14 protein-coding genes are annotated in these 13,456 nt (G+C 53.7%); 11 read left to right on the forward strand and 3 right to left on the reverse strand.

Going from position 1 to position 13,456, the window contains the following annotated elements; all coding sequences use genetic code 11:
- Window positions 1-2: 2 nt before the first annotated feature.
- Window positions 3-575, forward strand: a complete 573-nt coding sequence (locus tag B2U90_RS03505) for a chromate transporter (protein WP_292017107.1) — start codon at window positions 3-5, stop codon at window positions 573-575.
- Window positions 576-589: 14 nt separating this feature from the next.
- Entirely contained in the window at window positions 590-832 is a 243-nt protein-coding gene (locus tag B2U90_RS03510; RefSeq protein WP_059075819.1) for a twin-arginine translocase TatA/TatE family subunit, read from the forward strand.
- A 24-nt stretch (window positions 833-856) separates the two neighbouring features.
- On the opposite strand, the gene B2U90_RS03515 is transcribed toward B2U90_RS03510, so the two are convergent.
- Window positions 857-1,180: a hypothetical protein gene (locus tag B2U90_RS03515; RefSeq protein WP_292017108.1), complete on the reverse strand. Its 324-nt coding sequence runs from the start codon at window positions 1,178-1,180 to the stop codon at window positions 857-859.
- A 166-nt stretch (window positions 1,181-1,346) separates the two neighbouring features.
- Between B2U90_RS03515 and B2U90_RS03520 the strand changes: the two genes are divergently transcribed.
- Both B2U90_RS03520 and B2U90_RS03525 read left to right on the forward strand, forming a co-directional pair.
- The gene (locus B2U90_RS03520; protein ID WP_292017109.1) at window positions 1,347-3,515 is read left to right on the forward strand and encodes an ASKHA domain-containing protein; all 2,169 of its coding nucleotides are present in this window, start codon (window positions 1,347-1,349) and stop codon (window positions 3,513-3,515) included.
- A gap of 17 nt (window positions 3,516-3,532) precedes the next feature.
- A complete protein-coding gene (locus tag B2U90_RS03525) occupies window positions 3,533-5,995 on the forward strand; it encodes a homocysteine S-methyltransferase family protein (protein WP_292017110.1) in 2,463 nt (820 codons plus the stop codon).
- Between the two features lie 34 nt (window positions 5,996-6,029).
- On the opposite strand, the gene B2U90_RS03530 is transcribed toward B2U90_RS03525, so the two are convergent.
- Window positions 6,030-6,167 (reverse strand): hypothetical protein, encoded by a 138-nt coding sequence (locus tag B2U90_RS03530; protein WP_292017112.1) that lies wholly within the window; start codon window positions 6,165-6,167, stop codon window positions 6,030-6,032.
- 113 nt (window positions 6,168-6,280) lie between these two features.
- Here B2U90_RS03530 and B2U90_RS03535 point away from each other — a divergent pair, with 113 nt between their 5' ends.
- The 3 genes from B2U90_RS03535 to htpX all read left to right on the forward strand — a co-directional run bounded on the left by B2U90_RS03535 (window position 6,281) and on the right by htpX (window position 8,490).
- Window positions 6,281-6,919 carry a site-2 protease family protein gene (locus B2U90_RS03535; protein WP_059075822.1) on the forward strand — a complete coding sequence of 213 codons (639 nt, stop codon included), beginning with the start codon at window positions 6,281-6,283 and terminating at the stop codon, window positions 6,917-6,919.
- A 55-nt stretch (window positions 6,920-6,974) separates the two neighbouring features.
- Complete coding sequence (locus B2U90_RS03540; RefSeq protein ID WP_075582374.1) at window positions 6,975-7,520, forward strand: hypothetical protein; 546 nt, start codon at window positions 6,975-6,977, stop codon at window positions 7,518-7,520.
- Between the two features lie 115 nt (window positions 7,521-7,635).
- Window positions 7,636-8,490, forward strand: a complete 855-nt coding sequence (gene htpX, locus B2U90_RS03545; RefSeq protein WP_075582373.1) for a zinc metalloprotease HtpX — start codon at window positions 7,636-7,638, stop codon at window positions 8,488-8,490.
- A 72-nt stretch (window positions 8,491-8,562) separates the two neighbouring features.
- Here htpX and B2U90_RS03550 read toward each other — a convergent pair whose 3' ends face one another.
- Window positions 8,563-9,303, reverse strand: coding sequence for a type I 3-dehydroquinate dehydratase (locus tag B2U90_RS03550; protein WP_059075825.1), 741 nt, complete (start codon window positions 9,301-9,303; stop codon window positions 8,563-8,565).
- A gap of 248 nt (window positions 9,304-9,551) precedes the next feature.
- Between B2U90_RS03550 and obgE the strand changes: the two genes are divergently transcribed.
- The 4 genes from obgE to B2U90_RS03570 all read left to right on the forward strand — a co-directional run.
- Complete coding sequence (gene obgE, locus B2U90_RS03555; protein WP_292017113.1) at window positions 9,552-10,823, forward strand: GTPase ObgE; 1,272 nt, start codon at window positions 9,552-9,554, stop codon at window positions 10,821-10,823.
- A gap of 11 nt (window positions 10,824-10,834) precedes the next feature.
- Window positions 10,835-11,128, forward strand: a complete 294-nt coding sequence (locus B2U90_RS03560) for a YhbY family RNA-binding protein (protein WP_292017114.1) — start codon at window positions 10,835-10,837, stop codon at window positions 11,126-11,128.
- Between the two features lie 7 nt (window positions 11,129-11,135).
- The gene (proB, locus tag B2U90_RS03565; RefSeq protein ID WP_292017115.1) at window positions 11,136-12,272 is read left to right on the forward strand and encodes a glutamate 5-kinase; all 1,137 of its coding nucleotides are present in this window, start codon (window positions 11,136-11,138) and stop codon (window positions 12,270-12,272) included.
- A gap of 14 nt (window positions 12,273-12,286) precedes the next feature.
- The coding region (locus B2U90_RS03570; RefSeq protein ID WP_292017116.1) for a glutamate-5-semialdehyde dehydrogenase at window positions 12,287-13,456 on the forward strand (1,170 nt) is incomplete at its 3' end.

The following is a 13,456-nucleotide window of genomic DNA, read 5'->3' on the forward strand; positions in this document are numbered from 1 at the left end:
TCATGATTTACTGGCAATTATTCTGGGAATTCTGCAAAGTCGGCATTTTCTGTGTCGGCGGCGGTTATGCTTCCATGCCGCTCATCCAGGCATCGGTGGTCGATACCTTCCACTGGCTGTCAATGAGTGAATTTGTCGATATATTCACCATTTCACAAATGACACCCGGCCCGATTGGCATCAATGCGGCTACCTTTGCCGGGACGAAAATCGCCGGTCTCGGCGGTGCTATCTGTGCGACGGCCGGATTTGTCGCTCCGTCCCTGATTCTGGGAATCATCCTGGCCCGGGTGTTCTTCAAATACGGCAATATCGGTCCCATCCGCGGCGTATTGAACGGATTGCGCCCGGCCGTCGTCGGACTGATCTGTGCGGCCAGCCTCAGCTTTGTCTGGCTCGCCGTGTGGAGCACTGAATCGGGGCCGGAAGACTTTGGGGCTTTCAGTCCGGCTGCCATCCTCGTCCTCATCCTGGCGCTGATGGCTATCCGCCGTAAAATCGGCGTCATCAAAGTCCTCATCGGATCGGGCGTCCTGGGCCTCGTACTGGGACTCATGGGCATCCTGCCTGTATAAGAAAGGAGACTGTTATGCATCTGGGAACACAAGAACTTATCCTGATTTTACTCATTGTCGTCGTCCTCTTTGGAGGCAAAAAAGTTGCCGGTCTGGGAAAGGCGCTGGGAACGAGCCTGCGGGAGTTCCGGGCAGAAGTCCGGAAAGACGATGACTCATCGTCAGAACAGACCGATACGTCACAGACGAAACCGGAAGAATCATCGGATGTATCATCGAAAGAAAGCGATGAAACGTCTCACCGGCCGTCTACATAATATTGATACCTATCTAACCCTATATCACAGGAAAAGCCTGACTGCCTTCTCTTTCGGCAGACCGGGCTTTTCTGCTTGAAAAATAAAGGATATACGTGATGGCAATGTAATGATTTTTAATATATATTGCCTCATATGTAAACAATTTAATAAAAACAATTGACATATTTTATATATGGTGATATTATATGGCCATGAGTTGATCCTCATGAATGATATATCCGGGGCAATGAAGCCTTCTCTTCCTGATGGGAACGAGAAGGCTTTTTTAATAGCACCGAGGGGAAAACTCATGATACCCGCGCTGAAAGGGTCTTGCAGCCCAAGGCATGACGCTTTCAGTTTCATATACCTTTATCTCCCATATCCCAATGGAAAGGCCGTACAGACGACTCCTGCCTGTACGGCTTTTTCCTGTGTGGTTTTAGAAATCTCTTGTGTAAGAGTCGTATTCAGTATATGATAGAGAGAACATATCCTATAGAATGTGATACTAATGAAAGGGAGCAGGACCATGAGCGATATCCGCATTATTACAGGGCATACGACCCGGTTCAACCCGGACCAGACATTGCGTCTCCTGGGATGCCGGTCAGGCAGTGATGCCTGGGACCGGACAAAAAAAGATGTAATGGAACGAATACCGGTCCTGCGCCGCATCATCCGTCCCAAAGGGGCTTTTGCCATGAAAGAGGATGAGGGTAAAACCTGGATATATGCCATGATGACGCTGGGAGGAGCCATTACGGCGTATACCGGCCGCCTTCGCGAAGAGGGCGATGCCGCAGCAGCCCTGCTCTTAAACGCCATGGCAGACAGCAGCCTGTTTTCCTTTGAAGAAGAACTGCAGCAGGCTCTCCGGTCTTTTTGCCGGGAAAAAGGGTGTGGCATCTCCCGGCGGTATGAAATCGGGACGGACCTGCCACTCCCGTGGCAGCAGCGTGCCTATGACTGCCTGGCTGCCCGGCGTACGCTGGGAATGACCATGACGCCAGACTATATGGTCGTTCCGGAAAAGTCGCTGAGTCTTGTTTTTTCCGTGAGCCCGGACCCTGAAGAATTCCATGCCGGCCATGACTGCCGGCAGTGCGCCCACAGGGACTGCCGGCTCCGGCAACAGCCGTACGGAACAGAAACCGTTGTTTCTGCCAGTCCGGCCTTTCAGGAATACACCTGTCCTGCCGGACAGAATCTGGCCGTTTCCCTGCGTGGGCAGGGAGAGCTTCCTGCCCTGTGCGGTGGCAAGGGCACGTGCGGGCGCTGTGGTATCCAGCTCGTCGAAGGGAATCTTCCCGTCACGCCGGCCGACCGGAATTTTTATTCCGGAGAAGAGCTGAAAGACGGCTGGCGCCTGGCTTGTCAGGCCGTTCCTGCCGCACCGGTCCGGGTGCGTCTGCCCGTACATCGGGAAGGACAGATGACCGGCCTCCATCAGGAGAAGGCGGCCGCTGCCGTCCGGACCAGCGGAGACTATGGCCTGGCCGTTGACCTCGGTTCGACGACCATAGCCTCATCACTCGTATCCCTTTCCGATGGGACTGTACTGGATTCGGCAAGCGCCGTTAACCGCCAGCGCACTTTTGGTGCCGACGTTGTCAGCCGCATTGCTGCCGCTTGTGACGTACAGGCTGACGAGTTGCAGAAGCTGGCTATGGACAGCATAGAAGAAGTGCTGCATAAGCTGCTGGCTCCGTATCCCGGAATGAGGCAGCAGCTGCGGCGCATGACCCTGGCCGGGAATACGACCATGGAGCATCTCCTCATGGGATGGTCCTGTAAGGGGCTGGGAAGCTGGCCGTTCCAGCCCGTATCGCTAGGAGGAGTCACTCTGCCGGCAGCGGAACTATTTGGCAGGGTACTTCCCGATTCCTGTATGCTTACCATACTTCCCGGCTTTAGTACCTATGTGGGGGCCGATATTGCCTCGGGGCTCATTGCCTGCTCTATGGACCAGAGCGATACGAACAGCCTGTTCCTCGATTTGGGGACCAACGGGGAAATGGCACTGGGAAATGGCGATGGCATTTTTGTCGCTTCCACGGCAGCCGGGCCGGCCCTTGAAGGCGGACAGCTGCGCTGTGGCATGAGCAGCGTTCCCGGAGCTGTCTGCAGTGTGACATGGAATGAATCCGGACCGGTAGTCCGTACGATCGGCGATATTTCCCCCCGTGGACTGTGTGGTACCGGCGTGATAGAAGCCATGGCAGGCATGGTAGAGCATGGAATCGTGGACCGGCACGGGACGCTCCGGGAGCCGTGGTTTACAGAGGGATTTCCTCTGGCTCAGGGAGCAGACGGCACGCCTGTCGTGCTGACCCAGCGTGATATCCGCCAGATACAGATGGCAAAAAGCGCTATCCGGGCCGGTATATCCGTCCTTCTTAAGACAGCCGGCCTGCGCGAAGACGATGTGAAGACAATCTGGCTGGCCGGCGGATTCGGCTATTATCTTAAGCCGGAAGCAGCCGCCTCTATGGGACTCATCCCGCCGTCGTGGGCAGCCAGGACCCGTGCTGCCGGCAATACGTCTCTGCTGGGGGCCGTACAGGCCCTGACCGATGGCAGAGCCGTAGAACGGATGACATCGTTCATTCAGAAGGGAAGGGAAGTCGTCCTGGGAAATACGGCGGATTTCCAATCATTATACATACAGCATATGGATTTTACCGATGGAACGATATGATAGATATGGGGAGATAGATGATGACACGAGATGAATTCAGACAGTTATTGGAACAAGGTGTTTTTATCCTTGACGGTGCCACTGGTACCAACCTGCAGAAAGCCGGCATGCCCGTCGGCGTCTGCCCGGAACTATGGATTATGGAACATCCGCAGGCCATACAGGACCTGCAGCGCCAGTTCGTAGAGGCCGGTTCCCGCCTGGTCTATGCGCCGACTTTTACGGGCAACCGCATCAAGCTGGCCGAATACGGCCTGGAAGACCGGCTGATAGAAATTAATACCCGGCTGGTGCAGCTATCCAAAGAAGCCGTAGGGGACAAGGCCCTGGTCGCCGGCGACATGACCATGACCGGCCAGCAGCTCTATCCCATGGGAACGCTGACTTTTGAAGAATTGGTTGACGTATATAAAGAACAGGCCCGCGCCTTATATGAAGCGGGCTGTGATGTATTCATCGTCGAAACGATGATGAGCCTGCAGGAAACGCGGGCTGCCGTACTGGCTATCCGTGAAGTATGTGACCTTCCTGTCATGGCAACTCTCACCTTTGAAGCAGACGGCCGGACGCTCTATGGGACGCCGCCGGAAGCGGCCGTCGTCGTCCTGCAGGAACTGGGCGTCGATGCTATTGGCACCAATTGTTCCACCGGCCCGCTGGATATGGTGGAACGGATCCGGGCCATGTACCGCTACGCGACGGTGCCGCTCATAGCCAAGCCCAATGCGGGCCTTCCGGAAATCGTCGATGGGAAAACGGTCTATCAGACGACGCCGGAAGAATTTGCCCGTGATGCCCGTCTGCTCGTCGAAGCCGGCGCCCGCATCATCGGCGGCTGCTGTGGCACGACGGTGGATCATATCCGGGCCCTTCATGATGCCGTCCGGGATATGCGGCCCCAGCCTGTATCAGCAGTGAAAAAGCGCGCCCTGGCATCCGAACGGAGCGTCGTGGAAATCACCCTGGACGGCCCGTTCCAGGTCATTGGTGAACGCATCAATCCGACGGGAAAGAAAAAACTGCAGGCCGAACTGCGCGCCGGCAGCATGGCCATGGTCCGGTCCTTTGCCCGGCAGCAGGAAAAAGACGGTGCCGCCGTCCTCGACATCAACATGGGAACCAATGGCATCGATGAAAAGGATATGATGATACGGGCTGTCTATGAAGTGACGGCTGTTACGGGGCTGCCCCTGTGCATCGACTCCAGTTTCCCGGAAGTCATTGAAGCGGCCCTGCGCATCTATCCCGGCCGGGCTCTCATCAATTCGATTTCTCTGGAGGGGAAAAAGTGCCAGCGCCTGCTGAAGGCGGCTAAAAAATACGGGGCCATGTTCATTGCCCTGCCCGTATCGGACGCCGGCCTTCCCAAATCGGTTGAAGAAAAGCATGGCGTTATCCGGTCCCTTGTCAAACAGGCAGAAGCAGCCGGCCTTGCCCGGGAAGACATAATCGTCGATGGTCTCGTCGGTGCCGTCGGGGCACTGCCGACGGCGGCTCTCGACTGCCTGGCCACGTTCCGCTACTGCCACGACGAATTGCAGATACCGACGGTCTGCGGTCTGTCCAACATTTCCTTTGGCCTTCCGGGACGGATTTATGCCAATATGACATTTTTGTCCATGGCGATTGCCAGCGGACTTACCATGGCCATTGCCAATCCCGGACAGGACCTGCTCATGAATGCCGCTGCGGCAGCCAACATGCTGATGAACCGTGCCGGCAGTGATCTGGCCTATATCCGGCGCATCCGCTATGTGGAAAAGAAAGAAGAGGAAAAGCGGCAGCATCAGCCGCCGGTTCCCCCTGCGGGTCCTTCCGCCCAGCCGGAAGGCAGTACAAAGCAGGCCGGTTCTCCGGTCAATGGGAACCCCGTATACCAGGCCGTCCTGAACGGGGAAAAGGACACGATCATCTCTTGTACGAAAGAAGAACTTCACAAGGGGACGGGTCCGGAAGACATCATCAACCAGCTTCTTATCCCGGCCATCAATAAAGTAGGCCAGCTCTACAATGACCAGTATTATTTCCTGCCCCAGCTCATCGCCAGCGCAGCCGCCATGGAAACGGCTATCCATCATCTGGAACCGATGATACAGCGCAGCAGCAGTGAAAAACTGCCTACCATCGTCGTGGCAACCGTAGAAGGCGACGTCCACGATATAGGCAAAAATCTGGTTGCCCTCATGCTGCGCAACTACGGCTATGAAGTCATCGACCTGGGCAAGGATGTCCCGGCATCGGCCATCATTGAAAAAGCGCTGTCGGCCAAAGCGGCTGTCGTCGGCCTGTCGGCGCTCATGACGACGACGATGATGCACATGAAAGATGTCATTGCCGAAGCCGTCAAACGCCATTATGACGGTAAAATCATCATCGGAGGGGCTGCTGTAACTCCCAGTTTTGCCGACGAAATCGGTGCCGACGGTTATTCTAAGGATGCGGCGGACTGCGTGAAACTCGTAGGCCGGCTGCTCAAGTAACCGGTCATCATTGTCAAAATTCGGACACATTGTTCTAAACGGCCTTGCTGTCTCCTGCCGGGGAGTGATATAATTTCAACACTGGGGACCAGGCGTCCGGACGCCGTATGCCGACGCGGCCCATGCCAGCGGGTTCGCGCCGTTGTATCTGACGCGGGACAGCATGAAACATAACAGTACCCTTATTTGTTGTAACGAAGCAGACCTTTACCGGCCTGCTTCTTTCTGTTATGATAGGTATACGGCCATATGTTTCTGGCCAACTCATCTATGAGGAGGAAAATTATGTTTCATTTCGATATACTGTCTCTCGTTGCCGCTATACCAGGGCTGCTCATGGCTCTTGTCATCCACGAATATGCCCATGCCCTGATAGCCGATAAAATGGGGGATTCTACGCCGCGCATGACGGGAAGGCTCACGCTGAATCCCATTGCCCACATCGATCCCATCGGCCTTATTATGCTGCTGGTTGCCCAGTTCGGCTGGGCCAAACCGGTCATGATCAATGCCAATAATTTCCGCAACTGGCGGAAAGGGGAAATCTGTGTGTCCCTGGCAGGACCCTTTGCCAATTTCATCCTGGCCCTCGTCATGTTTGCCATACGGATGATCCTGTACTGGAGCGGCATCCGCATGCGCAGTCTGGATTTGGTGCTGGATTTGATCATCATCTATAATATCAATTTCGGCATCTTCAATCTCATTCCCCTGCCGCCGCTGGACGGGTCGCGCCTCATCACGGTCTTTCTGCCGACAGAATGGGCGATACGCCTGGCCAGTGTGGAACGGTACAGCTTCCTTTTGCTGATCGTCCTCATGGCGACACCCGTATTCAGTTACATCCTGATTCCCTTGCAGCGCCTGATTTATCTGATTGATTACACGATTGTACAGGGGCTGTTTTATTGGATTTTCGTTTGACTCTGCAAATTCGTAATGCCATATGCCATGGCCTATGAGGAAGGAGGAATTCCTTATGAAATGGAAGACACGTCTGGCCGTACTGGCTGCCGCCATGTATATACCTGCCGGTGCGCTGGCTTTTGATTATAATCTGTCTATTGATGAAATCAGCGAACATCCCCTGACGGCGTATAATACGGTGTACCTGGGGATGCCCAAAAAGGATTTTGCCCTCAATTTTTCTATCCTGCCCGACTGGACGTTCTATGGAAGTGACGGCACGACGGAAAAAGCCGAACGGTCGGTGACCCAGGATGGCGTTACCGTCATCGAAGGGCTGTCTATCGAGACGGCCGATGGATCCCCGGCGGGACGGGTCCTGGCGTTTGAAAATTACTTCAGGACGACCAACCGCAAGACGGCCCGCGATATGTACGCCCGCCTGTCGGCAACGATTTATTCCAATATGGAAGACTTTCCAGCGAGCCAGAATAGTAAAGAAATCCGCTGGATACAGAATGATGTTACCATCGTGACCCGGCTCGATGACAAAAAAGACGGCGAAGGGTATTATACGGTCCTCATCCGCCGCTATAATAATCACGTCCTGTCCGAATAGTGATGCATAGAGAATATGAATCGAACATATTGACAGAATGACTTTTTCTGTTATAATATAGTAAATTCGGATTTTACCTTTTGACTTTTGATTTTTTAGAATAGAGGAGAGTAGTATGAACCGTTTAAAGACAGTCTTTCTCATGACTCTGCTGGCGGTGATTATGATGGCCATTGGCAGAGCGTTTGGCGGTGTTCATGGCATGACCGTCATGCTCATTCTCGCAACGGGGATGAATTTCTTTTCCTACTGGTTCAGTGATTCCATCGTCCTGCGCATGTACCACTGCCAGCCCGTAGGTCCGGAACATCGGCTCTACCACATCGTAGAAGATCTGGCACAGCGTGCCGAACTTCCCATGCCCAAAGTATATATCATGCCGACGGAAGTCCCCAATGCCTTTGCTACAGGGCGCAACCCGTCTCACGCGGCCATCGCGGCGACGGAAGGCATCCTCGACATGCTTGATGATGAAGAAATCCGCGGTGTCCTGGCTCATGAAATGTCCCATATCCTGCACCGGGATATCCTCCTGAGCACCGTCGTGGCTACTTTTGCCAGCGTTATTTCCTGGATTGCCAATATTGCCCAGTGGGCGGCTATATTCGGACGCGGCAACGATGATGACGACAATGGCGGCATCGTCGGCCTCCTGGTAACGATCATCATCGCTCCGATTGCGGCGACGATTATCCAGCTCGGCATCAGCCGGACACGGGAATATATGGCCGATGAAGAAGGCGGCCGCATGATCGACGATCCCCTGGCCCTGGCCCGGGCGCTTGCCAAGATAGACAACTACGCCCACTATCAGGTGCTGCCAGGTGCTTCTAAGACGACGGCACACATGTGCATCATCAATCCGTTTTCCGGTATCCAGTCGGGGCTGGCCAATCTGTTCAGTACCCATCCGCCGACAGAAAAGCGGATTGAACGCTTGAAAGAATTAGATTATGAACTGCATGGCTGATGTCATACACAAAGGAACGGGCCTGCCGCGTTATGGGCAGGCCCGTTCCTGGTTCATACCATATATGTTCAATCAAAGCCCCTTTTCATCGAGGACCCGGCGCAGATCCGTGCAGGACGGTAATGAATCCGTTTCTTCGTTGACGGCTGCGTAAAGTATGGGCGAATCAAAGGTGTTCCCTTTCAGGAGTTCCGCTTTGGCAACCGGCCCAGTTGGCTGGATGATGACCTTGAATTCGTAATTTTCCTGTAAAAATGCGCGGACAGCCTGACGGACGGCATCGATATCATCCGTCGTCTGTGCCGGGAAGGTGATGTGGAATGTACGGGCTTCCAGGTCAGACAGACCGGTCAGGCGCTGTTCCAGGGATGAGGCCTCTGACGCATTGGTCAGGGACAGGGAAATGATCGGAATCAGGCCCGTATCCATACATTGTTCCGACAAATCATCTATGAGATCGGGGTCTGTATCGGCGGCGATTTCCAGTGCATCGGGAAGGCCGCTGCGCAGGGCAAAGGTCATGATGTCACGGTAGTCCCGTTCGGTACGGCAGTATTCAGGCAGATCTTTTTTTTCACATTTAAAAATAAACGTCCCTTCATTGGTTGCCTGGGTGATCATCAGCAGGGCATTCCACAGCTGGGACAAATTGGGCAGGCCGTTAAAGGTGCCGGCATTGTACTCAATGATGTCATGCGGTTTTTCCCGTATCTGCTGGCAGCTGTAACAGATGTCACCCACTGTTGCGCCAGTACAGGGAACACAGATAATCGGTTTTTTCCGGTTCAGCCGGATATTTGCTAAATTAGCCATACAAAGAACCTCCCATTGATATGTATCATACAATATCAAGTATAGTGTACCACGTTATGGATATTTTTGCACCGTTTGACTTTTTCCGGTGTTTCTGCCCGGCTGGAAAGCTCCGGGCACTATTTATTTTACTTTTTTTTCGCTATTTTAGCAGATTCTATCATTTCCGGCGGTGGTTTATGGTATAATATAATTCAATGCTTTTTTATATTTTAGTCACTGTTCCTTTTTTTCGATGAGGTGTAAATATGTTTATAGACAGAGCAAGAATATTTGTGCAGTCCGGCAAGGGCGGAGACGGGATGAGCAGCTTCCGTCATGAAAAGTTTGTACCCAAAGGCGGTCCCAATGGCGGTGACGGCGGCCAGGGAGGAAATGTCATCCTCGTGGCTGACCGCAATGTGAATACGCTGGTAGATTTCCGCTATCGCCGGTTGTTTAAAGCCAAACCGGGCGGAAAAGGCCAGGGGAGCAATAAATTCGGCCGCGACGCCGATGACCTGCTCATCCCCGTACCCGTCGGCACGGTCGTGCGCGATGAAGAATCGAACGCTCTCCTCGCTGACCTGAGCCACGACGGACAGCAGGCCATCGTCGCTAAAGGCGGCCGCGGCGGCCGGGGCAACTATCATTTCCGTACCAGTGCCAACCGGGCACCGACCTTTGCTGAACGTGGGGAACCGGGGGAAGAACGCTGGCTGCGCCTGGAACTCAAAGTACTGGCCGATGTAGGCCTTCTGGGGTATCCCAGCGTAGGAAAATCGAGCATCCTGCGCAAAGTATCTGCGGCTGAACCGGAAGTAGCAGCCTATCATTTCACGACGCTGAACCCCATCCTCGGCGTCGTCAATCTGCCGGATCAACGCAGCTTCGTCATGGCCGATATTCCCGGCCTTATCGACGGGGCAGCCGAAGGCGTCGGTCTGGGCCATGATTTCCTGCGCCATATTGAACGGACGAAAATTCTCATCCACGTTCTCGACGTGTCCGGCAGTGAAGGACGCGATCCCATCGAGGATTATGAGAAAATCAATGGTGAACTGGCAAAATACAGTGAAAAACTGTCGCGGAAACAGCAGGTCATCGCAGCCAATAAAATCGATTTATTATCTGATGATACGAATCTGAAACGGCTCCAGCAGTATATGGATGAACGGGGCCGGGACGTATTCCCTATCTGTGCTATGTCCGGCGAAGGATTGCCGGAGCTGATGGAATATGTCTGGAAACTGCTGGAAACATATGTGGAAGAACCGGACGAAACGGATGAAGAGGTCATCTATAAACCAGAAGAAAAACCGGATTTTGAAATTCATCGCGACGATGATGGTGCCTTTGTCATTACCGGCCCCCGAATCGAACGGCTCGTCGCCATGACGAATTTCGATGATGACATGTCCCTGCGCCGGTTCCAGCGTATCTGGCGTTATATGGAACTGGACAAGATGCTGCAAAAAGAGGGCATTCAGGAAGGCGATACGGTGCGCATTTATTCCATGGAATTTGAATACCGCAAATAAGGAGATAGAATATGAATAATAAAGATAAAAAACAACTCAAGGCACTGGCCAGCCAGATGCCGTCGGTCATCCAGATAGGAAAGGAAGGACTGTCCGACGCCGTCATCGATAGTGCCCGGGCTGCCATTACCGCCAGAGAACTGGTCAAGGCCCATGTGCTCAATAATGCCAATCTCGATACGGCGGAAACCATGGAAACACTGGCAGGTATGCTGGGAGCCGAACTCGTACAGGTCATCGGCCATTACGGCGTCCTGTTCAAAAAGAAGAAAGATAAATCGCATTACGACTATATTAAAGAGTAGGACAGTGATGGAAGTGGACTGCAAGCAGAGAGATTTTACCAATAAAAAACGCATCGTCGTCAAAGTAGGGTCCAGTACGATTTCTTATGAAAACGGCAAGCTCAATTACCGGCGCATCGAACATCTGGTCCGGGAACTGGCCGATTTGCAAAATCAGGGGAAAGAGATGATTCTCGTCAGTTCCGGTGCGACCAATGCCGGTCTGGCCCCGCTGCACCTGGACCACCGGCCGCGCAGTATCCGGGAAAAACAGGCGGTGGCAGCTGTCGGACAGGGCGTACTCATGCATACCTACGAAATGATGTTCCGCGAATATGGACAAATCGTAGGACAGGTACTTTTGACGCGGATGGATTCCCAGGACCGGAGCAAGTTCATGAATTCCCGCAATACGCTCCTGACCATGCTGGAGATGGGAATCATTCCTATCATCAATGAAAACGATGTCGTCGCCGTCGATGAATATAAAATCGGCGATAACGATACTCTTTCTGCTATGGTCAGCGGTCTCGTCGATGCCGATCTGCTCATCCTTCTCTCCGATATCGACGGGTTATACACGGACAATCCCAAAACACATCCGGAAGCGACCATCATTCCCATCGTCCATACGATTGACAAACACATTTATGAAATCGCCGGTGATGCCGGATCCAGTATGGGCACTGGCGGCATGCATACCAAAATCCAGGCAGCCTCGATTGCTACTGCGGCCGATGTCGATATGGTCATCGCGTCGGGCAGTGAAGACGGCATCATCAGCCGCATCGTCGGAGGAGAGGGCGTTGGTACGCTGTTCAAAGCCAAGGATACGCCTCTTCACTCCAAGAAGCGATGGCTCGTTTCGGGCAGCAGGGCGAAAGGCAGTATCGTCGTGGATAAGGGCTGCCGTGATGCCATCATCGACCACGGGTCGAGTCTTCTTCCCGTCGGGATTACGGCCGTAGAAGGTATATTCCAGGAGGGAGATATCGTCAACGTCCAGTACGATGGCATCATCATTGCTAAAGGGATAGCCAACTACAGCAGCATCAATATCAATGCCATCAAAGGCGTCCAGTCTTCCGATATTCCTAAAGTACTGGGCCATGACGGCATTTATGAAGAAGTCATTCACCGCGATAATCTCGTGGCTATGTATTAAAGGGGGAAGAGGCTATGGAATCAGAAGCCGTCCGGAAAGCCCGGGCAGCCCGGCAGGCATCGTATGCTCTGGCCAATGCGGATACAACAGTAAAAAATAATGCTCTCACCTATATTGCAGATGATTTGCTGGCTCAGGCCAGTTCTATTATGGAGGCCAACGCAGCCGATGTAGCGGCAGCCCGGGAAAAGGGAATGAGCGACGCCATGATTGACAGGCTGACCCTGACGCCGGACCGCATCCGGGGAATGGCTGAAGGAGTCCGTCAGGTCATTGCCCTGCCAGATCCCGTCGGGCAGACGCTGGCATCCTGGGACCGTCCCAACGGCCTGCACATCGATAAAGTGACCGTTCCGCTCGGCGTCATTGCCATCATCTTCGAATCCCGCCCTAATGTCACTGTCGATGCGGCTGTCCTGTGTCTGAAATCAGGTAATGCGACCGTATTGCGCGGAGGCAGTGAAGCCATCCATTCCAACGTGGCTCTGGCGGGAGTCATCCGCCATGCCATTGCACGTGCCGGCCTTCCGTCCGATGCCGTTACGATTATGGAAAATACCGACCGGGCCCTGGTCGGCGAACTGCTGACACTGCGCCAGTACATCAATCTGGCGATTCCCCGCGGGGGAGCCGGTCTGATCCGCATGGTCGTCGATACGGCGAAAGTTCCGGTCATCGAAACGGGAAGCGGCGTCTGCCATGTCTACGTCGATAAAGATGCCGACCTCGACATGGCCGTCAGCATCATTGAAAATGCCAAAGTATCCCGTCCCTCTACGTGCAATGCCATGGAAACACTGCTGGTCCACAAGGACGTCGTCCAGCCGCTTATGGAAAAGCTGGTACCGGTCCTGAAGGCCCGCCATGTTGAAATGAGGGCCGATACGGCTGCCAGAGAAGCTGGCGGAACGGACATAGAAATGGCATCAGAAGAAGACTGGCGCACGGAATACAATGCCCTCATCATGTCTATCCGCACGGTTTCATCTCTCGATGAAGCGCTGGATCATATCCGCCGCTACAGCACCCATCATTCAGAAACTATTGTCACGGAAAATACAGATACGGCGGAACGATTCCTGCAGGAAGTCGATTCAGCAGCCGTGTATGTCAATGCCTCAACGCGGTTTACCGACGGCTTTGAATTTGGCTTTGGCGCAGAAATCGGCATCAGCACGCAGAAA

Source organism: Megasphaera sp. UBA4233 (assembly GCF_002395615.1).
Taxonomy (GTDB): domain Bacteria; phylum Bacillota; class Negativicutes; order Veillonellales; family Megasphaeraceae; genus Megasphaera; species Megasphaera hexanoica.

Bases quoted from the DNA above. Each gene is read 5' to 3' on its own strand.
- B2U90_RS03560 (WP_292017114.1), top strand. From the start codon at position 10,835: ATGAATAATAAAGATAAAAAACAACTCAAGGCACTGGCCAGCCAGATG.
- obgE (WP_292017113.1), top strand. From the start codon at position 9,552: ATGTTTATAGACAGAGCAAGAATATTTGTGCAGTCCGGCAAGGGCGGA.
- B2U90_RS03520 (WP_292017109.1), top strand. From the start codon at position 1,347: ATGAGCGATATCCGCATTATTACAGGGCATACGACCCGGTTCAACCCG.
- proB (WP_292017115.1), top strand. From the start codon at position 11,136: ATGGAAGTGGACTGCAAGCAGAGAGATTTTACCAATAAAAAACGCATC.
- B2U90_RS03530 (WP_292017112.1), bottom strand. From the start codon at position 6,167: ATGTTTCATGCTGTCCCGCGTCAGATACAACGGCGCGAACCCGCTGGC.
- B2U90_RS03525 (WP_292017110.1), top strand. From the start codon at position 3,533: ATGATGACACGAGATGAATTCAGACAGTTATTGGAACAAGGTGTTTTT.
- B2U90_RS03510 (WP_059075819.1), top strand. From the start codon at position 590: ATGCATCTGGGAACACAAGAACTTATCCTGATTTTACTCATTGTCGTC.
- B2U90_RS03535 (WP_059075822.1), top strand. From the start codon at position 6,281: ATGTTTCATTTCGATATACTGTCTCTCGTTGCCGCTATACCAGGGCTG.
- B2U90_RS03550 (WP_059075825.1), bottom strand. From the start codon at position 9,303: ATGGCTAATTTAGCAAATATCCGGCTGAACCGGAAAAAACCGATTATC.
- htpX (WP_075582373.1), top strand. From the start codon at position 7,636: ATGAACCGTTTAAAGACAGTCTTTCTCATGACTCTGCTGGCGGTGATT.
- B2U90_RS03505 (WP_292017107.1), top strand. From the start codon at position 3: ATGATTTACTGGCAATTATTCTGGGAATTCTGCAAAGTCGGCATTTTC.
- B2U90_RS03540 (WP_075582374.1), top strand. From the start codon at position 6,975: ATGAAATGGAAGACACGTCTGGCCGTACTGGCTGCCGCCATGTATATA.
- B2U90_RS03515 (WP_292017108.1), bottom strand. From the start codon at position 1,180: ATGAAACTGAAAGCGTCATGCCTTGGGCTGCAAGACCCTTTCAGCGCG.